This is a genomic window from Sulfurisphaera sp., assembly GCF_059755235.1.
In genome coordinates this window covers 1-22707 of sequence record NZ_DBPRYF010000006.1, presented here as the reverse complement: position 1 = coordinate 22707, position 22707 = coordinate 1, and the positions used below count along the sequence as shown (strand labels likewise).

Annotated in this window: 28 protein-coding genes and 2 pseudogenes; 18 read left to right on the top strand and 12 right to left on the bottom strand. The window is 33.8% G+C overall.

The features are described from left to right. Nucleotides 1-86: 86 nt before the first annotated feature. Nucleotides 87-278, bottom strand: coding sequence for a hypothetical protein (locus AC3OCB_RS00535; protein ID WP_498340196.1), 192 nt, complete (start codon nucleotides 276-278; stop codon nucleotides 87-89). Nucleotides 279-334: 56 nt separating this feature from the next. On the opposite strand from AC3OCB_RS00535, the pseudogene AC3OCB_RS00530 reads away from it, so the two are divergent. Further along, nucleotides 335-1021 (top strand): annotated as a pseudogene (locus AC3OCB_RS00530) (molybdopterin cofactor-binding domain-containing protein); the annotation flags it as partial. 143 nt (nucleotides 1022-1164) lie between these two features. Continuing rightward, nucleotides 1165-1644, top strand: a complete 480-nt coding sequence (locus tag AC3OCB_RS00525; protein WP_498340194.1) for a dCTP deaminase — start codon at nucleotides 1165-1167, stop codon at nucleotides 1642-1644. Nucleotides 1645-2158: 514 nt separating this feature from the next. Here the strand turns inward: AC3OCB_RS00525 and AC3OCB_RS00520 are convergent. Together AC3OCB_RS00520 and AC3OCB_RS00515 are read right to left on the bottom strand one after the other, a co-directional pair. Continuing rightward, nucleotides 2159-2563 (bottom strand): DUF973 family protein, encoded by a 405-nt coding sequence (locus AC3OCB_RS00520; protein ID WP_498340193.1) that lies wholly within the window; start codon nucleotides 2561-2563, stop codon nucleotides 2159-2161. Between the two features lie 444 nt (nucleotides 2564-3007). Then, on the bottom strand, nucleotides 3008-4129 hold the full coding sequence (locus AC3OCB_RS00515) for an SSO2105 N-terminal domain-containing protein (RefSeq protein ID WP_498340192.1): 1122 nt from the start codon (nucleotides 4127-4129) through the stop codon (nucleotides 3008-3010). A gap of 220 nt (nucleotides 4130-4349) precedes the next feature. Here AC3OCB_RS00515 and AC3OCB_RS00510 point away from each other — a divergent pair, with 220 nt between their 5' ends. Further along, nucleotides 4350-4478, top strand: coding sequence for a hypothetical protein (locus AC3OCB_RS00510; protein ID WP_498340190.1), 129 nt, complete (start codon nucleotides 4350-4352; stop codon nucleotides 4476-4478). A gap of 42 nt (nucleotides 4479-4520) precedes the next feature. Next, nucleotides 4521-6068: a hypothetical protein gene (locus AC3OCB_RS00505; RefSeq protein WP_498340189.1), complete on the top strand. Its 1548-nt coding sequence runs from the start codon at nucleotides 4521-4523 to the stop codon at nucleotides 6066-6068. 101 nt (nucleotides 6069-6169) lie between these two features. Here the strand turns inward: AC3OCB_RS00505 and pyk are convergent, their stop codons facing one another. Together pyk and AC3OCB_RS00495 are read right to left on the bottom strand one after the other, a co-directional pair. Next, nucleotides 6170-7498, bottom strand: a complete 1329-nt coding sequence (gene pyk / locus AC3OCB_RS00500) for a pyruvate kinase (RefSeq protein WP_498340188.1) — start codon at nucleotides 7496-7498, stop codon at nucleotides 6170-6172. Beyond that, the gene (locus AC3OCB_RS00495) at nucleotides 7491-7967 is read right to left on the bottom strand and encodes a DUF2299 domain-containing protein (RefSeq protein ID WP_498340187.1); all 477 of its coding nucleotides are present in this window, start codon (nucleotides 7965-7967) and stop codon (nucleotides 7491-7493) included. The genes pyk and AC3OCB_RS00495 overlap by 8 nt, the downstream gene beginning before the upstream one ends. 205 nt (nucleotides 7968-8172) lie before the next feature. On the opposite strand from AC3OCB_RS00495, the gene AC3OCB_RS00490 reads away from it, so the two are divergent. Both AC3OCB_RS00490 and AC3OCB_RS00485 read left to right on the top strand, forming a co-directional pair. Further along, complete coding sequence (locus AC3OCB_RS00490; RefSeq protein WP_498340186.1) at nucleotides 8173-8298, top strand: hypothetical protein; 126 nt, start codon at nucleotides 8173-8175, stop codon at nucleotides 8296-8298. Between the two features lie 240 nt (nucleotides 8299-8538). Then, nucleotides 8539-8919, top strand: a complete 381-nt coding sequence (locus AC3OCB_RS00485) for a hypothetical protein (protein WP_498340185.1) — start codon at nucleotides 8539-8541, stop codon at nucleotides 8917-8919. Between the two features lie 249 nt (nucleotides 8920-9168). Here AC3OCB_RS00485 and AC3OCB_RS00480 read toward each other — a convergent pair whose 3' ends face one another. Further along, nucleotides 9169-9720 carry a class I SAM-dependent methyltransferase gene (locus AC3OCB_RS00480; protein WP_498340197.1) on the bottom strand — a complete coding sequence of 184 codons (552 nt, stop codon included), beginning with the start codon at nucleotides 9718-9720 and terminating at the stop codon, nucleotides 9169-9171. 73 nt (nucleotides 9721-9793) lie between these two features. Between AC3OCB_RS00480 and AC3OCB_RS00475 the strand changes: the two genes are divergently transcribed. From AC3OCB_RS00475 to AC3OCB_RS00455, 5 genes are read left to right on the top strand one after another with little or no spacing between them, the layout of a single operon-like run. Further along, nucleotides 9794-10819, top strand: a complete 1026-nt coding sequence (locus tag AC3OCB_RS00475; RefSeq protein ID WP_498340184.1) for an AIR synthase family protein — start codon at nucleotides 9794-9796, stop codon at nucleotides 10817-10819. 32 nt (nucleotides 10820-10851) lie between these two features. Next, nucleotides 10852-11058, top strand: a complete 207-nt coding sequence (locus AC3OCB_RS00470; RefSeq protein WP_498340183.1) for a MoaD/ThiS family protein — start codon at nucleotides 10852-10854, stop codon at nucleotides 11056-11058. Between the two features lie 3 nt (nucleotides 11059-11061). Continuing rightward, a complete protein-coding gene (locus tag AC3OCB_RS00465) occupies nucleotides 11062-11718 on the top strand; it encodes a hypothetical protein (RefSeq protein ID WP_498340182.1) in 657 nt (218 codons plus the stop codon). After that, nucleotides 11715-12830, top strand: a complete 1116-nt coding sequence (locus AC3OCB_RS00460) for an FAD-dependent oxidoreductase (RefSeq protein ID WP_498340180.1) — start codon at nucleotides 11715-11717, stop codon at nucleotides 12828-12830. The genes AC3OCB_RS00465 and AC3OCB_RS00460 overlap by 4 nt, the downstream gene beginning before the upstream one ends. A gap of 15 nt (nucleotides 12831-12845) precedes the next feature. Beyond that, complete coding sequence (locus AC3OCB_RS00455; protein ID WP_498340179.1) at nucleotides 12846-13367, top strand: DUF1955 domain-containing protein; 522 nt, start codon at nucleotides 12846-12848, stop codon at nucleotides 13365-13367. On the opposite strand, the gene AC3OCB_RS00450 is transcribed toward AC3OCB_RS00455, so the two are convergent. Genes AC3OCB_RS00450 through bax1 form a run of 3 tightly spaced genes read right to left on the bottom strand, consistent with a single transcriptional unit; the run spans nucleotide 13360 to nucleotide 15424 of the window. Further along, on the bottom strand, nucleotides 13360-13713 hold the full coding sequence (locus AC3OCB_RS00450) for a hypothetical protein (RefSeq protein ID WP_498340178.1): 354 nt from the start codon (nucleotides 13711-13713) through the stop codon (nucleotides 13360-13362). The two genes, AC3OCB_RS00455 and AC3OCB_RS00450, sit on opposite strands and share 8 nt — an antisense overlap. Then, on the bottom strand, nucleotides 13710-13976 hold the full coding sequence (locus AC3OCB_RS00445) for a hypothetical protein (RefSeq protein WP_498340177.1): 267 nt from the start codon (nucleotides 13974-13976) through the stop codon (nucleotides 13710-13712). Before AC3OCB_RS00445 ends, AC3OCB_RS00450 begins: the two co-directional genes overlap by 4 nt. An 8-nt stretch (nucleotides 13977-13984) precedes the next feature. Further along, nucleotides 13985-15424, bottom strand: coding sequence for an endonuclease Bax1 (gene bax1 / locus AC3OCB_RS00440; RefSeq protein ID WP_498340175.1), 1440 nt, complete (start codon nucleotides 15422-15424; stop codon nucleotides 13985-13987). A gap of 32 nt (nucleotides 15425-15456) precedes the next feature. Here bax1 and AC3OCB_RS00435 point away from each other — a divergent pair, with 32 nt between their 5' ends. From AC3OCB_RS00435 to AC3OCB_RS00425, 3 genes are all read left to right on the top strand, one after another. Then, entirely contained in the window at nucleotides 15457-16776 is a 1320-nt protein-coding gene (locus AC3OCB_RS00435) for a DEAD/DEAH box helicase (RefSeq protein WP_498340174.1), read from the top strand. 33 nt (nucleotides 16777-16809) lie between these two features. Beyond that, entirely contained in the window at nucleotides 16810-16995 is a 186-nt protein-coding gene (locus AC3OCB_RS00430; RefSeq protein ID WP_498340173.1) for a hypothetical protein, read from the top strand. A 79-nt stretch (nucleotides 16996-17074) separates the two neighbouring features. Next, nucleotides 17075-17902 (top strand): Lrp/AsnC family transcriptional regulator, encoded by an 828-nt coding sequence (locus tag AC3OCB_RS00425; protein ID WP_498340172.1) that lies wholly within the window; start codon nucleotides 17075-17077, stop codon nucleotides 17900-17902. Here AC3OCB_RS00425 and AC3OCB_RS00420 read toward each other — a convergent pair. Together AC3OCB_RS00420 and AC3OCB_RS00415 are read right to left on the bottom strand one after the other, a co-directional pair. After that, a complete protein-coding gene (locus AC3OCB_RS00420) occupies nucleotides 17899-18420 on the bottom strand; it encodes a hypothetical protein (RefSeq protein ID WP_498340171.1) in 522 nt (173 codons plus the stop codon). The genes AC3OCB_RS00425 and AC3OCB_RS00420 overlap by 4 nt on opposite strands. Then, entirely contained in the window at nucleotides 18417-18815 is a 399-nt protein-coding gene (locus AC3OCB_RS00415) for a hypothetical protein (RefSeq protein WP_498340170.1), read from the bottom strand. Before AC3OCB_RS00415 ends, AC3OCB_RS00420 begins: the two co-directional genes overlap by 4 nt. A 36-nt stretch (nucleotides 18816-18851) precedes the next feature. Between AC3OCB_RS00415 and AC3OCB_RS00410 the strand changes: the two genes are divergently transcribed. Next, a complete protein-coding gene (locus AC3OCB_RS00410; RefSeq protein WP_498340169.1) occupies nucleotides 18852-19664 on the top strand; it encodes a DMT family transporter in 813 nt (270 codons plus the stop codon). Here AC3OCB_RS00410 and AC3OCB_RS00405 read toward each other — a convergent pair. After that, nucleotides 19648-20811, bottom strand: a complete 1164-nt coding sequence (locus AC3OCB_RS00405) for an MFS transporter (protein WP_498340168.1) — start codon at nucleotides 20809-20811, stop codon at nucleotides 19648-19650. The two genes, AC3OCB_RS00410 and AC3OCB_RS00405, sit on opposite strands and share 17 nt — an antisense overlap. Nucleotides 20812-20975: 164 nt before the next feature. Between AC3OCB_RS00405 and AC3OCB_RS00400 the strand changes: the two genes are divergently transcribed. The 3 genes and pseudogenes from AC3OCB_RS00400 to AC3OCB_RS00390 all read left to right on the top strand — a co-directional run. Further along, nucleotides 20976-21584 (top strand): IS607 family transposase, encoded by a 609-nt coding sequence (locus tag AC3OCB_RS00400; RefSeq protein WP_498340167.1) that lies wholly within the window; start codon nucleotides 20976-20978, stop codon nucleotides 21582-21584. Beyond that, a complete protein-coding gene (locus tag AC3OCB_RS00395) occupies nucleotides 21550-22455 on the top strand; it encodes a nuclease/transposase family protein (RefSeq protein ID WP_498340166.1) in 906 nt (301 codons plus the stop codon). The genes AC3OCB_RS00400 and AC3OCB_RS00395 overlap by 35 nt, the downstream gene beginning before the upstream one ends. A 130-nt stretch (nucleotides 22456-22585) precedes the next feature. After that, nucleotides 22586-22707: pseudogene (locus AC3OCB_RS00390) on the top strand (transposase family protein); the annotation flags it as partial.

Here is a 22707-nt window from a genome sequence, read left to right as displayed (position 1 = left end):
GGCCAGAAGGGCAGGGCAACGAGCATACGGCAATGCTTCTAGTTTCAAAACTTTTAGGAATTAGCGTTTCCCAGACCATTTCATTTCTAGATACTTCTTGATACTTCTCGATCCATGGTCTGGGTTAGCCCTAGGTGTGGTATCATTAGCTTCAACCACACCGCATGGGGCTCGGTCGAGGCTAACGCCATGAGCCTCCCATTTGAGATTTTAGCTGTAAGCTCCTCCCTCCACGCATTGCGCATCATCAAAAGGAGCTTCATCCAGCCTAGCCTCAAGAGAATTGACAGTAGCTAAAAATATTTAAATTTATCGCTATATCGAGAACAGCCTAGATGAAATTGGATATGAAGTAGTAGATAACAGTGAATTGCCAAATTCGTTTGGCCCTGGCGGAAGCAGAATGGCTGTATATACTTATGGGAGTATATCTGGTGCTGTAGAGGAATTGAAAGCTAAGTTAAGAAGAAAAGCAGAATCTTTACTTGGAGGAAATGTCAAATATGAAAACGGGTATTTCATAAATGACAATAGTAAAATAAAAATTACCGAGTTTGAAGGGGAGGAAGTTGATTATACTTTCACTTTACAAGGAAAATATAGATATAACGCTTATCCGTTCGCTTGTGACTTAGCTGTTGTTAGAATTGAAGACGGTAGAATTAAACCAATAAAACATGTAGTCTATATTGACCCCGGAAATCCAATAGATGAGGATTTAGTGAAAGAACAGGTTATTGGGGGAACTGCAATTGGAATTTCTATTGCCTTGTATGAAGCTTATGTTTATGACGACTCTGGTAACTTATTAACTACTAGCTTGGCAGATTATGGTTTACCAACTGCACCTGATTTACCAGAAATTGAAGTTAATATAGTACCTACTCCATCTCCCATAACACCTGGTGGTGTTAAAGGAATTGGTGAAATCCCGGTTGGAGTTGCTGTAGCAGCTGTTACAAGTGCTGTAGAAGATGTATTAAAAAGGAGAATTACAAAAGTCCCAATAAGTTTAACGTAATTTTTTGTTAATATAAATAGACATAAAGGTTCTTAACATTTATTTTAAATCCTATCTATATTTAAAAAATTAAACTACACGGATTTTTTAATTAATTCATAAGGTAGTGCTTTTTTAAAAATAAAGATTAAGAGAATATAGTTATGATACTTTCACATCAATCCATAAAGGGTTTAATTAACCAAATCCTTTTTAACTATAACGAGAATAATATTAGGGAAAATGGTTATGACTTAAGGATATGTGGCGATAAGTATTATGAAGTAGTTCAAGGAGCTAAATTACCTGAAAAGAAAGTAACAATAAAGGAAATTGGGTTTAAAGAAAAAGCAAATCTGAAGGCTTTTCATACTTATCTTTTTGAATCTTGTGAAGAGTTTAGAATGCCAGAAGACTTAGCAGTTTTAATCACGTTAAAGAGTACATTAGCTAGAAATGGGTTTTTAGCACCACCAACTGTTATTGACGCGGGTTATAGAGGGAAAATAACTTTAGCTATCACACCAGTTTATGATTCGTCCCTAAGAAAAGGAATGGCCACTCATCATTTAATATTTTTTAAGCTTGATGCTCCTACTCAAAAGGCTTACAGTGGAAAATATCAAGGTGGGGTGTTACTTTAACAAATAAATTTGTTAGGATTTCTGATACCTCTAAACTTAGATACAATCTCACATAACATCTTTTCTTTTTCATGTTCATTATATAGTTCGTATTAAAAGGTTTTGTGACTTTCTTCACTTGAGGGAATATTTCAGATCAAATTGATAATTGATTTTTCTCTTTAACTTTACATCTGTAATCTTCAATTTTACACAGTATATGAGAGGAGAATATAAGGAATTAAGCTGAGTTAAGAGATATATTATTGAAGAAATCTATATTAGAAGGAGCTACACTAAAATATTCTATATGGTATCTTGAATCTGAAATTTTTCTTTCAGAATTATTGATTCTGCTTTTTCTAATTGTATGTTTTCTATGCTATGGATAAGATAATATTAGTAGTAAGCATAATCCTTATAAATAACTTATTATTGATAAATAAAACCTCATATTTGTTATTCTTATATCATGTTTTTTAAGAAATGATAGGAGAGAAGAAATATCGTTATGTCAGCTAATATAATATATTTATCAACTATTAACTTGTTCATATCCCGCAGATATTGTTATGCTGTTTCCATTACTTAAAGACAATTCAACAGTATAAACGTTACCTGGTGTGAATGAGTACGATTGCTCAAACATAATTTTTACTTGATGAGTCCCAGGGTTTAGTGTTATAGTAGTAGAGTTTGAAAGAGGGGTTCCAACAATTTTTACGTTATTAATAGTAATCGGTAAATTGGTTTTGATTGTAAAATTTACATAATAATAATTTCCTTGCTTGTAGATATATGCATTATATACTTGGTAAGCGGTCGTTAGAGTTGACAATCCGCCAGAAAGTCCAAAAATAAAGCTAGCAACTACGAGTGTCATTACAACTGCTGCTGTAAGTATAATGATTTGAGTTAAGCCTTCGCTAAGTCCTTTCATATTATATTTATGGTAAATGGTCTATATAAGCTTTTTACTTTATGACTTCATGCAATACTTCCTTTAAGTACTCTTATGTGTCAAACCATAGTTCATAATTATTTGCCCGGAGCCTAAGTATTAAGATCTCTTTCAATTTGATTATAGACTCTAAACCTTTTTGACAATCATTTACATTTTTATATGACTCTACTTAAGAAGATTAAAAAAGAGTAGATATGTAGGATATAGCTGATAAATCTTCGTAGAATAAGTTAAAATAAATTTAGGAGGATTAAGAGAAGTCAAAAATCATTTTGAAAGTAAAAATCAAGAAAAAGTTTAACAATAAGGTTCTCACTATTTTAGTGATGAGACAAGTAGCACCAGCTTTATCATTAATAGCATTTATAGGAGTAGTAGGGTTTGAAAACTGTTTCAGTTTTTATGATAAATTGTTCTAAATTAGGATGATTTTAGATACTTTGATGCTATTAAGTAAGCTGAAGCTGTATGTCTATCTAACCCTTTCTCCATCATTATTTTATCATGTTCTTTCGAGTGCGTAGTTCCTTTAGGTGAAACATAAACAACGTTTATTGAGTATAGCGGTGCTTTATAGCTTATCCACTCTATCAACGAGTTCCTAAATATTGATACCTTAAAATTGTAGTTTCTGCCTTTCTTTTCACCATTCCTAATCCAATAATAACGTAAGTAACCAACAACGTTAGGATTCTCTAAAACGATGGTTGAAACACCGTTATTATAAGCGTAATCTAGCAGTTTATGTATTGCCTCATTTATCCTACTCCATGCCCTTTCCTTGTTATAGCCTCTCGAAACTGTTTCGTCAAACCAAAAGGTCTTCTTATCCCTTAAATTGCCTTTAGAGTCAACAATAACTAAATTCAATCTGTCAGTATTAGCATCTATACCAGCAATAAGATCACTTAATGGCTTATCATATCTCTTCATAATCTCCTTGTACAAAATGTAAGGAACCATAATTTGCAGTTTTGAGTATAAGTAGACTCTATCAGAGTAAGCGTTGTATTCCTTTATAATAACTCTAGCAGGATAACCAATCTCTTTCTTTTCGCTCTTTTCTAACAGAACGTTAACTAACTTCCTATAACCTTTTGGTATATGGACGTTTATTGTAATCTTTTTAGGATATTTCTCTTTATCAAAAGTCAATATCTCAGCTTTTTCACTTGACGTCAAGTGAATGTTCAAATTACCATATTTTACTTTCTCAGCCTCGCTCTGAAAAAGTAACCATGAATCTAACTCTAACTCTTGAATGTTTACTCTTAGTTTTTTAGCACTCCTTAAAGAGGAGTGGATTAGTGTTGCTATACCATCAATGTATCTTCGATTAGGTAAAATGTCGTAACACCTCTTTCTAGAGAATTGAAGAAAAGAAGTTTGAGAGTAATTTGACAACTCAGTGTTGCTTTTTACGTCATTTAATAGCCTATGAGTACACAACTTGGAATACCATGAAGTCCACCAAATTAATTTCGCTCTCTCATCACTCACAACAAAGGGAATGTTTATTGTGATATAGTCCGGTAATTTCACAATAGGATATATATCCAAAAGATTTAAATACTTTTCTTTTTAAAGTATTACTTAATGGGCTTCAGTTCCCAAGACCAGCAGGGCTATGAATTCCTCGGCAACGAGGAGGGAGCTACTGCTGTGAGGGGGCTGGAGTGTAGCCGCTGAGAACCAGATTGTGGTGGTTTCACCATAAGTCATGATAAAATATCAGAAACCACTGCCATCTGGGGAGCGGTATATGGTCACGGCAAATGGAACTCCAGTGAATCAAACTTCAGTTTTCCTTAATTATTTAAATGGTTCAGCAGTAGTTAATTCAATGAGAGAAGGGCTTGCTGGATACTATGTTTTATATTATGTGAATTAACTTTCAGTCAAGTGAGACTTTTCTTTTTTTCTATTGATAAGCATGAAAGTAAAAAAGAAAGGAATTTCAAGTATCTTGGGAGCATTAGTATTTTTACAAATTCTACTCATATCTATGTTATTAATTATCCATGTAATTAATAATGAAACGAATATAACATTAAAAAGTGTACAAAGAATTCAAGCACTCTCAGAATATTCACCGATATCTGAAAACGTAGAAAATGATACCACCTATTTATATTCGACTTCTACATTCACTATTACTCACGTGATATACCCAAACGGAGAGATTATGAATACATCTATTTTAGTAAAGAATAAGGTGCCAGTTTCACAAATACTCAACGGCTCTCCATGGGCAATAATTGTTACTTCTCAAGGCTCATGGTATAACGTGACTCTTCTTGGAGGAAGTGATAATAGTCAAGGAAATATAACATTTCCTAACTATCATGATTATGGAGAACCTCTAAATGGAACCATATCAGTTTCTGGGTCACCAAGTTGGAATGTACTAGACGGTTTAGTTAGTGTTTCACCCTTATCATTAGTACCGGTAAACATAACTATTGGAGACCCAACAACGTACCACTGGGCACTAACAGATGCTGTACTAGAAGTTCATCCTCTATCTTCAGACGGATGGATTAATATAACCTATTTTACACCTATCAGTTCTGCAGTTGCCTCATGGAGTGTTCCTCCTCCTCCATGGTGGGACCTTAGTTGGTATTGGGCCGATTATGGAAATTATTACGCATACAATTATACTCAAGGATCACTTGGAGTCTATGTACCACTTAACATTTCTTGGAGCATGGGGTTTATGCAGTTTCAGCCTGGCCAAGACCTTTCATGGACTTGGCTACCAACTAATATAATAATAAACTCAACAACCATGCAGTATTCATACATTTACCTTCATAGTGCAGAAAAAACTATTACCCAAGTTTATGAAAATAATTCATGGTGGAATAGTCCACCGTATATTCAAGCAGGTATAGGTACGTATGCAGGAACGTACAGTACTAATCCATATAGTTGGATTGACACTTATATTGATTTTCCATCATATCCGATAAATTCCTTCGTAAGCAACAACATTTTAAGTAATTTCTCCCTACCGCCATTTGAGTACATCCCCTATAATCCAAAAATTCTAACCACCACTAATAACGCCCCATATAATGCATCGGTAAGCATATCCATACCCTTATATTTCCCAACAATTACAGTCTACCAAGCGGATATTAATCTCAATAAAGGAGAAATATTATATTACGGATATGATAGTTCAAACAACAGCTGGATATTATTAAATTACTTAAAATATAACTATCGCTATCCAGTAACGTATGGTACACTCTATAATAATGACCCTTACAATCCTATTCAGAAGTTTGTGTATGTGGTTCCAAATGGACAAGGGGGGTATAAAATTCTTCCTTTTGTAGGTCCCACCCCTCCTGGTGGTATGGAAGGCGCCATTTATTTCCGTAACATCAATAACATACAATATATAACGAATTATCCAGTGTATATTGCTATACCGAGTGGGACTTATTTATTGCAAGTTAATTTAAGTTAAATTTCTTTTTTACTGTAATATTTTTCCCCTTAAAAATACATTTCATTAATAATATTTTTTAGCTAGTTATTATACAGAATTTTCATATTTAAATAATTTTTTCAACACACATCTTCAACTTTTAGAAACCTAGTTGTTCCTTCAGTATCATTGGGCCCCCTAGCAGTAATAATGATACTCCCTTTAATCCCAAGTTGTTTTGCAACTTCTTTTCCTCTTTCTACAATTCTATCAAGACTTACTAAACTCTCATCCAACTTGATAGAATAGACAGCATAACACATCTTTAGTCTTTCATAAGCTTCCCTATTCGGAGTTAATGTTATTATGGGCACTAATGGTCTGAGCCTAGATATTCTTAAAGCAGTAGCCCCAGTTCTAGTATATACTGTGATACAATTTGCAGAAGATAAGTTAGCAGAGGACACAGAAGAATAAGCTATTGCGTCATCAACAGTCTTCAATGGTGGTGGAGGCTTAGGTTTAAAGCTTTTTTCTACATTTATTATTAGTTCATGAAGAGTTCTTACAGCTTCTACTGGATATTGTCCCATTGCTGTTTCATCACTTAACATAATAGCGTCTACCCCTTGTATTATCGAGTTAGCCACATCAATAACTTCAGCTCTGGTTGGGATTGGCGAAGTTACCATAGATTCAAGGACTTGAGTTGCAAGAATTACAGGCTTTCCGTAAATTCTTGCTAATCTAACGATTCTTCTTTGAGTCTGAGGCAAGTTAGCTAATCCTACCTCAACTCCTAAATCTCCTCTAGCTACCATAACACTATCAGCTTCCTTAATAAGCTTCCTCAGGTTTTTTAAAGCCGATTTCTTTTCTATTTTAGCTATTATCCACGATTTATCTTTTACAATTTCCTTAACTTTTCTAATTTCCTCGGGCGAAGTAACGAAAGATAACCCAATAAATGTTGCTCCCAGCTTTAGGGCTTCTTGTAACAGTTCATAGTCCTTATCTGTCAATCCTACTGGTACATCTGAGTCGGGAATGTTTATTCCTTTTCTTGAAGTAATTATTCCTCCTTCTTCCACAATCCCTTTAGCATAGTTGCTTCCAGTTTCAATGATCTTTACTCTTATCCTCCCATCTGCAATTAATACTTCAGACCCTGGTTTAATAAGTTTAAAAAACAAGGGATCTTCTACTGGAATTTTGTCTCCAAATTCTATTGTATCGCCACGATTAACAGTTATTTTATTACTTCCAAGATCTCCTAATCTCAGTTTAGGACCGGGTAAATCAACGAGAATTGGGACTCTACCATTTACAAGATTAAAGTATTTTGAGTGTTGTTCTTCATCGCCATGTGCAAAATTAAGTCTAATAACATCAACATATTTTATTATTTCATCTATCCTTTTTTCACTCGCTGGACCTAGAGTAGCAATTATCTTTGTTTTTCTAAACATAGGAGGATGTCCCCTTCTTTTGAGTTATCCCTCCAAATCTCCTATTTATTCTTGTAATAACTAACATTCCTGCATTTCTTACCACAGTGTAGTAGTCGAGTAATTGATTCGCTGTTAAATCTCTAGAGTAAGCAACCTTTGAGACTTGAATAACGTCTGGTATTTCAGAGTTAGGCGGTAATATAGCTATATCAACCCCCATTTTTAGAACATCTTCGACTAGATTGCCAAGGAAATCTTGCCTTTCTTTCTCATCTAAGCTTCCTATTGCAGATTTATGATTGGGATGGACAAGTATACCCATTGTAATTAGATAAAAAGGAGAATTTTGAGTTATTCTAATTATATCGACAGATGGAAAGCCTTGAGGAGGGGCAGTAGTTATATGGAAATATTCCTTCGCTTCTGGTGGCTTTCTTATTGTTAAACCTAAATCCTTTATTATTTTTTCAATCTCTTCGTCTTCCATACTTTATTCTCTTAGGAAGAGTTATTATTATTTTTGCTAATAGGCTCTGCTAATCCACAGAATGAATATCAAGTTATCATTATGTTAAGAAAAAAGATACTAAACTATAAAATATCTTTCCATTTGAAGGAAAAAATATTAGAGTAATGTATGAATTACATGAGGGAAAATATAACTAAAATAAGTAATAATTGCTAGTAGGTATGTGAATGAGAGCGTAAGGCAGTCTTCCCATTTTAACGAAACCGTTATTCTAAAAATAATTATAGAAATAAGAAACGTTAATGCAACTGAAATAAATGGAGTTTCAATGGCATATAAAAATAGATAAAAGAAGAAAATGTTGAAAAGAGTGGCTACAAACATTCTGGAAATGTAAAATGATGAAGAGATAAATCGTGTAATCAATGATGTTACAAGTGAAGAGAAAAGGAAGAGTAACACGAAATGGATTACAACAAAAAGTTCATCATCCACACTATTTAATTATTCAACTAGTTTTAAACATTAACTAGTCCAGTTAAACTTTTTTAAGATAAAGTTAATTAACTAAATCTTTAAAATTAAAAATATGGACAAAAACTGGTTTTCAACTCCGAAAGAAATAAGAGAAGGTATAAAATATCTATCTGCACATTTTTATCCTATAAGTACAATAAATAGATGGGAAGTGCTAAAGAAGTTATCATTTGAAAAAGCAAAATTAATACAAAATTACTCACTACAACAAGTAATTGAAGAAATAGAACATTTTGATTTCTTTAAAGAATATTTTAAAGAAGATTCTTTGAGTAATGTTCTACTACCCCCTTCATACATTAAACTTTTTGATGGATTAGTAGAAGATTTTAAGACCCCTAAATGGAAAGAGAATGTTGCAACAAGATTCCATATGATTACAGAAGGAGTATTGGCAACTGTTGGGTTAAAGATATTAAATGAAACATCATGAAAGTACAACCTCTCTGAGTTTAACGAAGGAATAAAAAGGATTATTGAAGATGAAGCTAGACATGTCAACTTCGGTTTTTCGCTTATCGAGGATAAAGAGTATGCAGTAAAAAGAGTAGAAGAACTATTTCCACTAGCTGTTGAGATAGTAAAAGAAGGAAAGGAGAAAATAGAACCATTAGGATACTCACTAGACGAACTAATAGCACTGATGGAGGAATTAAAGAGATCAAGAATAAATAAAATACTTTCAAGATAAACGCTTTTTACCATAGTACAATGCATTATTTGACAAAACGGAGTCAACAGAATAAAGCAAATACTTTAACGTTTTAAATCCTTCTTTTTCCATTTTTCCTTTTAATTCCCGGGGCAAATAAAGTTTGTAAGTCCTAATAACCTCTTTATTGCCAGTCTTACTCTTTAACTTTATCTTTCTACGAAAAAGAAAACTAAATTGTATAAGCCAAACAGTAGCTAAGACTTCTCCGTCATTTTTTAAACTTCTCCACCCTTCCTTAATGGCTACATTAGGTTCATTTAAATGATGTAAAGAAGCTATGTAAAGAAGCGAATCAAAAGCATTATCTCTAAAGGGAAGAAACTCCATGTCCGCTTGTACTAGGTTTTCACACCCTCTCTTTTTTGATTCCACTAGCTGTCTTATTGCAATATCAAGGCACACGACAAACTTCTTCTCATTATGAAGGGCTAAACAATTTTGTCCTGAGCCACATCCAACGTCGCAAACAATTTTTCCTTGTATAAGGTATAAGTAAGGCAAAGGTTTTCTTCTATAAATAATATATTCATAAGCCTCTTTGATTTCCTCTTTCTCATCCACATTTATAAATCTCTACTAATCCTTTAAAATTATGAGATTAGGAAAAATAGACGAGAAAATTTTCTCAGATGTGATTTACCCTCACTTAGGCAAAATTCATGAAGAAGTGATTGTCAAACCACAAAATGGCGTTGATACCGGGGCAATAGACCTCGGAAACGGAAAAGTCCTAGTTGTAAAGTCAGATCCAGTTTTCATAGTTCCCCAATTTGGGTTTAAAAAAGCTGCCTGGTTTGCAGTGCATATCTTGGCAAGTGATGTAATGACCTCTGGTATTCCTCCCAAATATGCATTAATTGACTTAAATTTACCACCTAAAATTTCTGATGAACAATTCAAAGATATGTGGATAGGAATGCATCAAGCATTAGAAGAGATAAATGTAATGGTTGTGGGAGGACATACTGGTGTATATGAAGGAACTGATTTCCCAATGGTTGGTGGTTTTACAATGATGGGAATTGGAGATAAAGAGAAGTTAGGAATGCCCTCCAAAGTGAAAGTTGGAGATGACGTTATAATAACTAAGGGGCCAGCGATTGAAGCAACTGGTCTCTTAGTCAATCTTTACCCAGAGTATTTCAAACAAAGGCTAAGCAAAGATATTTTTGAAGAAGCCTATAGCATGTACTGGAAAATGAGTTGTTGGAAAGACGGATTAATTGCTTCTCAAATAGGTTTTCATTTGATGCACGATGCTACTGAAGGAGGAGTATGGAACGCATTGGATGAGGTAGCAAGCGTTACAAACAAAGGAATAACTATATATGAGGAAAGACTATTTATAAACAAAGCTGTTAAAGAGGTAACCTCGCTAGTTAATATAGACCCTTGGGTTTCAATAAGCGAAGGTACAATGGTCATAGTCACAGATAGAGGAGAAAAAGTTGTTGAAGCCTTAAAGAAAGAAGGGATTGAGGCTGAAATAGTCGGTAAAGTGGAGGAAGGAAAAGGAGTGACGCTTGTGAAGAAAGACCTAAGTAAGGTTAAAATTGAAAGACCAGCTGAAGATCCTTTCTGGAGAGCGTTCTTTGACTTAGCTAAAAAGGCTAGTTAAATTTTTGTTTTACTTTGTCTATCTACACTATTGTGAAAGTTACAGTCCAATTAATAAGAGAAGGAAAAGAAATGGTTATAGACTTGCCTGATAAGGCTACTGTCAGAGATCTTTTAAAATCCATAGGATACAGGGTTCAAGGTAGTGTTGTAGTGAAAGATGGCCTTCCAGTAATAGAAGATGAGAGACTTTCTGAAGGTGATAAGCTTCAAGTGTTCTTAGCTGCCTCTGGTGGGTAAAATATGGAAAGAATTGAAGAATTGCTAAAGGAGAAAAACAGAATACTTAACGATCTGAAGAGCCATGATAAACTAAAAAGAGAGGAAGCATGGAAGAAGGTCGAATATATAGTAAATACCGGGAACGGAGACTATCTTCCGCTAGGATATTTGAGATCCCTTTTGTGGCACAGATTACAAGGAGTAAGAGATGACGCTTGGTCTCATCTTCCTTTATATAAGGCGCTTCTTGTTAAAGGTGTCGAAAGAGGGTTAACAGCGGAATCGGATAGAATTAAATGGTCAGCTTGGTCTCACGTATTAGACTTAATAAATCTAGGTATAGTAGATAAAGGCAATGTAATAGAGTCACGGTATTCTTTCTGGAGGTTATTAAGAAGTAGGTGGGTTACAATAAGGAAAAAATCATGGAGGCTGTTGATTGATTTAGTAAAAGAGGGCATTATTCTTCCTAAAGATAAAGATAGGTATATCGAATTTCTAAAGAACAGAAAAGCCAGTGTAAGAATTTATGCATGGGAAGTCTCACAAGACCTCCAAAATCTAGGTTTTATAACGAAAGAAGATTTACTTTCAAATATTCAATTTCTGCAAGAATTAACGCAAAAAGAAAGTAGTATTAAAAAGAGAGCAATGAAAGTATTAAAAAGATTAAATTGAAAGTTGGAATTGTAGGAGGAGGAATAGTAGGATTATTTACAGCCTATTACCTTTCTAAAGAAGGAATTGATATTACAATATTTGAAAAAGACTTCTTGGGTAGTGGTTCTATTCATGCTGCAGGTCTTATTGAACCGTATAGATTTGACAAAATAAACACAACCGGAATGATATTGAAGATGCTTAAATATATGGGGAAAAGAGTTACCGTTGTTAAATCATTAGACAAGGCATGGGTAATAGAGTTATTAAAGAACATTGACAAAGAACCACCATCAGAAGCTTGGGAAATAATGAGGGAAATGGCCTCGTTTTCACTGAGAGAATATAAGAGGATGGCTGAAGAAAAGAATGATTTTGATTATGAGGAGTCTGGGTTATTAGAGATATATGAAGATAAAAACGAACTTGAAAAAGCTGCAATTGAAGAGAGAAAAAGTCCTTTTAATCCAAAGTTTGAGGTAGTTGACGTTAAAGGCTTTGCAGGTGCTGTGTATTTCCCGGAACTATCTAAAGTTGACACCCACAAGTTCGTCGATAGAATAGCAAAAGAGATAAAGGCTAAAGTAGTTAACGAAACTGTAACAAAGGTAAGTAAAGATGGCAAAGTTTACTTTTCCTCAAAAGAAGAGAAGTTTGATTACATCGTTTTATCTGCAGGTGTATGGTTAAAGAATATAGGACTACCAATTACTGCATTTAAAGGATATGGTTATAGGGTTAAGGGAGAAGTAAAGGTTAGTCGTCCAGCTGTGCTAGCGGAATTAGGAGTTGCAGTTGTTAAGAATTCTGATTTTGTAAAAATTACTGGAGGCTTTGATGGTGATTTTAGTTATGATTCTTCTAGGGCAGAATTATTTCTCGGATTTGCAAGAAAACTTGTTGATTTTAATTTTGTTTATGATCTTTACATGGGTTTTAGACCTTGCTCACCGGATGGTTTTCCAGTCATTGGTAAATACGAAAACGTTGTGATATCAACTGGTGCATGTAGACTAGGCTGGAGTTACGGTCCTGCAATGGGGAAAAAGACTTCTGACATACTATTAGGGAAAATAGATAATATACCTTACCTGTCAAGGTTTATTAGTGGAAGAAATTTAAGCCTTTGAAACTCAAATAAACATATGACACTAGTAAAATCTGATATAATTCGAAAACTAATGGATGCAAAAAAGTTTATTTCTGATGGACTTATAGATGAAGGACTGAAAATTATTTCAGACGTCGTAAAGTCATCAACAAAAGAAGAATACAATTGGTTTATCTGCAACCTTTTAGATAGTGTAAAATGTAAATATATGTTTGAAGTCCTAGATAAAGTAGCAAATTACTTTGATATGAGTAGATGTCAGAATATTGGCAACATAGTAGATTGTGGAATCGAAAATAATGTGTTAAACACTCATGTTAATGTGGCTCTTGATTTGCTAGTAGCTCAAAATAAAAGAGATAAACTAGAAGAATTGGGTAAAATAGCATTAAAGAGTAATGAAATAAAAACAGAATTGTTAGTAGCTGTAGCTAATTCTTTAAAAAGAGTAGGAGCTGAAAGAGACGCAACAACTTTACTAATTGAAGCATGTAAGAAAGGAAACCAGCAAGCTTGTAACTCTATAAATGCTGTAACTGTAAGAAGTGTCATGTAGTATAAATCACATTAAGTTTTATGTTAAGTTTTTTCTCTATTTCATAAAGAGCTACAGTTATTTCTTCATATATTTCTGGTCTAAGAGTTTCAACTTTTATTGTGACATTATTATCTTCAACCTTGAAAGAAATTCCAGAGAAAGAGGAAAGTATATCATCTATTAAATCTTCAATTGATAACACCTTAACTTTATCAATGCTGATTTTTCTACGAACATATACTATTATGTCTTTACGAATTCTATCCCCTTCAACTTTTATTAAATTATTTCCTAACCTGCTTTTAATCTTAAGATACTTTCTTGCTACTTCTTCATCGAATTCGTCGTTATAAAGCTCTATCATACTACTCTTTTTAACTTTTCCTTGTATTTTTCCATATAGGATTTATAGGCATTTTTCTCCATTAAAAGTATTGTAACATTTATAGAATCAGTATGTTTATATATCTCTTCAAGCACCTGGGTTATAATCCTTGAATTAGTTCTACAATCAGTCTCTGTAATTCCTATGAGATAATATTCATTTTCGTCTCCTTCAAAAGCTTGTACCTCACCGTTAATTAATTCTGATAATTTCTTTGCTCCAGCTACAATTGCATCATTCATAAGTAAATTTATTTTTTCTCCTTTATAACTATTGCGTCTGAAATACCCTTCCACTGTAATTTATATCCGAGGAATTCAAGTACTTCAACAATATAGTTACCATAACTAGATACTAACTCACTTAACTTCTTATTGTTAAAATCTTCTTGTTTAAGTTTTTCAAAGATTTTTTCATTTATATAATAGTTTTTTAAGAGTATATAGCCTGGAAAAGTTTTCAGGTTTTTCTTTAAAAGGTCTACAGGTATAGAATATTTAGTTGCTATATCGGATAGACTTATTATATCTCCACTTATATTATATTCAATTGTCATATTTTCAAAATATTTTGCTTCAAGTTGCTTCAACCACTTATAGACTTGAGACACATCAACTTTTTTCTTGTAAGTTATTACATTCATTCCTTGGAATTTCTCCTTTCCTAATTCCTCATTTAATAAGATAAGAATCGACTCTTTAATCTTCTTAAGTTTTTCAAGTTTTTCCTTGATATATTCCTTTGTCCAAAAACCCACTATTTCTATATATACCTTTAAGTTTCCTTTTTCCACCAGAAAGTCTGGTATAAATAAACGATTATCAGCCAGTAAAGGTTCTGGTTCCCTTGTTATTTTCCAGCCTTTAGCCACCGAGAGAAAATCCCTGTAAAACTTCTCCTCAACACTACTATCAAATCTTTTTTCATCTATTTCTACTACTTTTAATTCCTTGTAGTTCTTAAGTTCCAATATATATATTCTTTTGAACTTTTTGCCTAGTACAATTTCAGCTTCAATTCTCCAGTCCGGAGTAGAAACTATATAAGGGAGGAGAACTGCAAGGTTTCTTCCATATTTTTCAGTTAGTTTAACTAGTGTAGCTGAGCCGATAAATTCTAACCTTAGAGGTTTATCATAGGCAAAATACATTAGGCCTAGCCATTTAGCTCTTCTAACTATTTCCTTCCAATTTGATGATACATAAACAGTAAGCTTGTATGACTTAAATAAGAGAGTTTGAAGCAAAGAAAGATTATACCACTTAATTAAGTCTTCTGCCTTAATTTCATTGAATTTTACGATCTTTTTCTCTTCCTCAAGATCCGAAAACATATATCTTAGGGAGTCTACTCCTAATTCTTTATTTGCTTTCTTAACGATCTTCTCCCTTTCTTTTTCATCCAGAATAGGACCATATTGGAACAGTTTTCTTCTTATTTCAATAGGTGGTATTGGAGAGTCAGCCTCAAACTCACATAATCTTGTAACTAGTCTCACGAAGCCTCTAACAAGCTTGTAATCATAGACCTTTTCAAGGTATTCTGTCTCTTCTTCTATCTCCCCAAGTTTTCTTCCTTCTTTAAAAAGAGATAGTATTTCGTTAGCCAAATCTATATCATCTAATGTTGCAAATTTTGGGATAACTTTATCGTTAGTAATCGTAAATCTAGCTAATTCCCAGGGTAACACATAAAAATAATATACTCTAAGATATTAAAAATGTGGTATATTTAAAATACTTTAAAGGCCTTATACTTTCTGACGCATACGCTCCCGGAATGAAATGGAGTGATGAGCTTAAGGCATACTCAGCTCTAGCTTTTAAATACAGAGATATTAAGAGGTACTTCATAGAAAAAAATGTAAATATCGAGGAAAATGTCTTTAATACACTACCTTTTCCTATCGTTAAAGATAAAATAGAGCTTAGGGATTACCAAGCTGAAGCAGTTAGGGCTTGGTTAAAAAGTAAGAGAGGAGTGATAGTTTTACCTACCGGAGCTGGAAAAACACAAGTTGCCTTAAAAATAATTTCTACATTAAAAGTACCTACTCTGATAATAGTCCCTACAATTGATTTGGTAAATCAATGGAAAGAAAGAATTATCAAATACCTTGATTTTGAGCCAGGGGTTATAGGTGGAGGAGAAGACTCATTAAAGGGAATAACGGTAATTACTTATGACTCTGCTTATACAAGAGCTGAAGAATTAGGGAACAAATTTCTTCTCTTAGTATTCGATGAAGTTCATCATCTTCCATCAGAAGGATACACAACAATGGCACAGTTATTTGCATCACCGTATAGACTAGGTTTAACAGCTACTCCCGAAAGAGAGGATGGGAAAGATAAACTATATCCAATTCTGGTGGGACCAATAGTATATAGGAAAGAATTCAAGGAGCTTTCTGGTAAGTACTTAGCTACATTTAGGGTTGTTAGAGTTTATACTTCTTTGACAGAAAAGGAAGCAGAAAAATACAAAGAGTTAAGGAAGAAGTTAAAAGATTTTCTCTCCTCTAGGAGGATGAAACTAAACAGTCTTTCGGATTTTCATAAACTAGTTAGACTAGCAGCAAAGGATAAAGAAGCTAGAGAGGCTCTGTTAGCATGGCATGAATCTGTAAATATTGCTGTTAATTCCGAATCTAAGATAGATAAACTGAGAGAACTCCTTGAACAGTACAAAGATGAAAAGATATTGATTTTCACAAGGGACACTCATATGGCTTACAAGATATCTAAATTGTTCCTTATTCCAGTAGTTACATATAAAACAAATAAAGACGAAAGAGAGGAAATACTTGAAAAGTTCAAAAATGGCATCTACAAAGTCATAGTCGTTTCGACAGTTTTTGATGAAGGCGTTGATGTGCCAGATGCTTCAGTAGCAATTGTTTTAGGCGGATATGGTACTAAAAGGCAATACCTACAAAGGCTTGGAAGGATATTAAGAGGAAAAGACAAGGAAGCATTGATGATTGAAGTTGTGACAAAAGGTACAGCTGATTATAGGCTTAGTAAAAAAAGAAGAGAATAAAATTTTAAAACTTTTTATTCTAATAAATATAATATGGACGATACATTTAAGACTGTACTTAAATATGGGCCGTTTCAACTAGCAGTTGCAATGATAATGGTAGGAGTGGCTATAAATTTGGAACCATTAACAATTATAGGAAGCATTATATTAGCAATAATGGTAATATTCTTAGTTTTAGATCTTAAGAATAAAAGAAGAAGATCAAAATCATCTTAGGATAAATCGAATATATGAAGTTAATCTCGTAAAGATTTTTTTGAAAAAAGATATATAGCGGATTACCGATTCTTATTTGATGGATACAGTAGATAAAAAAATAATTCTAGCATTGTTCAAGGATGGCAGGGTTTCTCAGAGAAAAATAGCAGAGGAAGTGGGCCTATCAGCAACTTCTTTAAATTATAGATTTAATAAGCTTTTAGAAGAGAAAATAATTAAGTCCTTTTCCTTGTATGTGAATCCTAATTTCTATGGTAAATATGTAGGAAGAGCTAGTTTTAAGAATGTAAGAGACGTAGAGGCTAATTTTGTAAATGTAAAAGTTAAATGTTTGGAGGAGACTAACTTTTACGAGTTTGAAGGATCATCTATAGGAGATTTACAAGACAAATTATCTTATATGAGCAAAACCTTGGGAGAACCTACAATGGTTTATATTCCAGATCAGTCACCACAAAAACCTTCTGGTGTTGATATTGAGATCGTTAGAACATTAATAAAGAATCCAAGAATGGACATAGGAGAAATCTCTAAAGAGATAAATATTCCATCTAAGACTATCTTACGTAGACTTAATGCACTTATTAATAAGAATTATATTAGGATTATTCCAATTGTTGATTTAGGTAAAAGCGATGTTACCACCTTTGCAATCTATTCTCAGGCAATAACTAAATTAGAGTTTCTTGAGAGATGTGAGTTTTTAAGATTTGTTGATCGTGATAGAGGAGTTGTAGTCTGTGTTACTAATGATCTAAGAGAAGCTGAGAGTTATGTGAAAGAAGTTAGACAAAATGACCCTTCATCACAAGTTATGATCGCTGTTGACTATGAAATAAGAAATGAGAATGCCGAAAAAGAGTTAGAGAGAATAGAAAGTGATGCACTAGCTAGAAATAGTTAATTCTTCTTTCGCTCAATTGTGAGAAACAAAACATATAAGATAGTTGGTATCAAAGAAATCCAAAATAAGATTGTGGGTTCAGAAATAATTAACATTTGTATGTTTGCACCTTGAGAGGCTACACTTAAATTCTCCTTCCCTATTATAAGAATAGGATAACTAATTGGTATATGAAGAGCAAGTCCTAAAAGGTAATTAATTATAAAATATATTACCACAGGGTCTATAAAGTAAAATATAGGTAACCAAAACATTGTAGAATATCTATATTTATTATTTCTTGCAACTAATATTATCCCATAAATTAAATTTACAATGACATATATCCTAAAGGCGTTTAGTAATATGTTGAGAATGTTACCTATTATTAGACTCTCTCCAAAAAAGTTAAGGCTTATCTGGAACGGAGACTCATAAGTCTGAAAAATACCTCCAACACTGTAATACCACCAAGGCAATGGAATAAGAACTACAATGAGTGAGACTATATAGTAAGATAGCAAAATGGGATATTTCATAAAGTTTGCACCTCGTCTATCGTTGTATTTAAAATTCCTAGAGAAATGGTCAAAGTCTCAGTTTTGTTACTTACATTATTTATTAACCCTGAGTAATTCGTAACTATTAAAACAATATCTTTACTATCGTGTGGGGGTATGATGTACGGTTTTTGTAAATACACATAATTCCCGGTTATATTATAAATAGTGATTGATAAATTAAGTGGATTAATCGCGCTAAGGACAATATTAGTCTTATTCAAAGAAACAATTGAGATCTCCAAGTTGTTTTGTGCGTTGGTAAAAGATTTAATTTGTTGAATACCTAAATAGAAATCATGCTTTATGGTTTGAAAAGAGATGAAAATGAATAAAATAGCGAAGATTACTCCAAAAATTTTTCCCCAGTTCACGATAATCTTAATTCTAACCAAGTTAAATAAGCTTAGATGATTAAGAGGGGCATTTCAGATTTAGTAATAGCTTCAGCTCTTTGGGGAACTATAGGTGTTGTAGCTCAAATAGGTTATTCTTACGGCGCTAATTCTTTTCAAATTATTTTATTTAGAGGAATATCATCATCTGTTTTAGTCCTTCTATTTTTTAGAAATACATACAAGATTTGGAATAAAACCTCTTTAATTATGGGGGTTATAGCTATAGTGTTTTATGAGACTTATGTATATACAGTTAATATTTTAGGTGCATCTTTATCTGCTGTATTTCTTTATACAGCACCTATATTTGTTATACTTGCATCAAGAATTTGGTTAAAAGATAGCATCAATAAAAGGAAACTAGTGTCTTCTTTTTTAGTTATTTTAGGTGTTTATTTAATTTATTTTTCAAAAATCCCAATAGACAATATTGGCTGGGGGCTAGCGTCTGGGCTTACTTATGCTCTTTTAATTATTTACTCAAGATATATGCAGTTGAGAGGTTTTCAAGATAGAGAAATATTATCTTCCCAAGCGATTTGGAGTACCCCTTTTTCCCTCATTTTCTATTTCTTCTCCCCTTTCCTTACTATTTCCTCAATATGGACTGGGATATATTTGGGGATAGTTGCCACTTTTCTTGCGTATATTTTCTTTTATAGGGGAATGAGAAACACAGACTCAATAACAGCAAGCGTTATATCCTCGCTAGAACCAGTCTTTACTATAATTTTTGCTATTATATTTTTGCATCAATTCTTAACTCTCTTTCAATTACTAGGATCTATATTAATACTGTTAAGTGCTATCATTGTTTCCCTTTAACTATCTCATTTTCTAGGTACTTTCTGAAAAACATAAAAGCACTAATGGTTACTGGAACCACTAAAAGTGTTATCGCTAATGTAAGTCCAATAAAGATCGCTACAAATCCTACTATTGCCGGTACTATTAAGAACAAGATATTATTATATGCCATAAAGTAAGAGTTAACTGCGTTCCTCTCCTCAACTTTCGTTGCCCTGCTAATCATAATAGTTGACATAGGAAATATAGAACCATGTGGTATTCCAAGTAATGCAATGACGATTAAGAACATCAGATAGGATGGAGCGTAAAGAATTCCTAATAGACCTATCACAGTTATTAATATTGAAATTAATAGTGGTTTACTTAGATTATTAATAGGTCTTAATGTCATCGATAACCTTGTTAAGAAAGATAATATGTAGAAGGGTAGAAATACTGAATAAGCTTGAAAGTCAGATAAGTCAAATCTCTCCTTAGCTAGAATTGCAAGGAATGTTGTAAATGCTGCAAACGGTACATTATATGTAGTTATTGATAATATTGATGCGATAAACCCTTTGTTCTTTAATGCTGAGACTCCGCTAACTTCTTTTTTGACATCTGGGAATTTTACGTTAAATGAGAGGGCTATAGCTATTACAGCTAAAGGCAAAAACCATAGGAATATTTCTCTATAACCAAACATCGTTAAAAGATAAGTTTCAAGTGCTGGCCCAATTATTAAACTTAAACTCAAGCTAGTTGAATAAAGTGAAAGTAACCTTTCTGCAGATCTTCTATCTTTTGCTAAACTAGCGGAAGTTATAAGATTGGGCATAATTAATCCAAAGGCTAAACCAGCGACTGAAGAAATAATCCATATCGTAATTACATTAGAATAGCTGAACAAAACTAAAGAGATAGCAATAATCACATTAGAAATCACGAAAGCTTTCTTCCTATTAGAAGACATTAACGTTGGATTTATGTAAGAGGTGGAAATGAAAGTAAAGGCAAACATAACAGTCGAAAGTAAACCCACAATCGAATCCGGTAAAGAAAGTACATATTTACCAAGTAAAGGCACAGTAGTCGTAACCATATTATTTACAGATCTTACAGACACTGTCATTAGGACGAGAATAATTGAAGCTATTATCAAGCTATTTCTACTCTCAGTCATTGCAAAGTTTAATAGTTTGGTGTCTAATTTAAGCTTTAACTAAATCTTTTAAAAATTTTTAAAGCAAACAAAATTTTAACATTATATATGCTATATAGAACTATATAATGCCTTCCGAAACAGTTAAATATTTGATAGACAAAGATATATTTTGATAGACAAAGATGGAAAAACTGTACACGATGAAAGAAGCGTCACAGATGCTTGGCGTCAATTTAAGGACTTTGCAAAGGTGGGATGAGGAAGGAAAGATACACTGTGTCAGAACAGTTGGTGGCAAAAGGAGAGTCCCTGAGTCAGAGATTAAGAGGATTCTAGGGCTACATGAGGAGAGAAAAATGATTGGGTATGCTAGAGTGTCCTCCAACACACAGAAAGATGACTTAGAGAGGCAGACCGAAGCAATAACACAGTATGCGAAAGAACACGGATGGAATATCGAGATCCTCAAAGACATTGGCAGTGGACTAAATGAGGAAAGAAAAAACTTTCAAAAACTCCTCAAAATGGTCATGAACAAAGAAGTATCGAAAGTCGTCGTCACTTATCCAGACAGGCTGACAAGGTTTGGCTTCAAGACCTTACAGCAGTTCTTCCAAAACTACGGTACTGAAATTATTGTGATAAACCAAGAAGAGAAGGAGCCAAAAGAGGAGTTAGTGGAGGACTTAATAACGATTGTCTCTCACTTTGCAGGCAAGCTCTATGGCATGAGGAGTCGTAAGTACAAGGAGGTGGTTGAAAATACAAGACGACTCCTACAAGATTCTTAGCTACAAGGTCAAGCATAACTACAACATTATCGATTTCTTGCTCAGCTACCGCTCTCTGTTGCAGAAAGCAGTAGACATAATCTGGGGAAACGTCACATGGGTTGAAAAATGGGAGGAGAAATGTTATGAAGTTGAAAGCGGGAGGAAGAGAAAGAAGAGATGCTATCAAATTAGACGTCTCGTCCCACTGCTCCCAAAGACTAGGGAGTTCAAAAACTCGCTTAGAAAAGAACTGTTAAAGGGTTGGTCTTATGCTTCCCACTACGTTGATTCTGCGATAAAAGTTGCCTATTCGATTTTGAAGTCTTGGAAGAGGAACTATCTTAAGGGAGAAAGAAAGAGGAATAAACCTACAGTCAAGAAGCTGTTTGCTAGAATAAAGGAAACGCTCTATACCTACAAGAATGGAAAAATTAGAGTTACAGTAGTTCCTAGGAAGCAGTACTTGGAGTTTGATTTAGCAAAAGCTTGGTTCAAAAGCAGGGTTAAAGGGCTGGATCTGGGAGAGCTGACACTGACAAGGAACGAATTAATAATCACTTTCAGAAAATCAAAAGAGGAGAAAAATCACGCTGAATTCATCGGCTGGAACTCAAACTTGTTCAGCCTTGATGGCTTTTCACCGAGGTATGGGTGGATAAAAATTGACTTGAGTGAACTGTACCACATCCACAGAGTTCACGAAATAAAGAGGAAGAGAGCACAGAGTGTAGCTAGTAAGAAAAACGCACTGAATGAGCGAGTATCTAGACATGGTGAGAGGGAGAGGAATAGAGCTAAGGACTACGTGCACAAACTCACTAATGCTCACGAGAATATTTCCAAGTGCAATACACGGTTTCGAGGACTTAAACAAAGAGGGGATGTTTAACACCTCGAAAGACCACAACAGAGATAGTACTAAACAGAACTGGAAGCAGATAGTCAACTACATGAAATACAAGTCCGAGGTAAAGCTGGCCGATCCTAGGTACACCTCGCCCACCTGACCTAGATGCGGAGGAAGGTTGAAAACGCTCCAAAAGCGCCAGGTGGTTAGGTGCTCACGATGCGGGCTAGAACTAGACAGACAACTTAGTGGCGCTATAAACATCTATCTCAAAATGTGTGGTTTTCCCAAGAG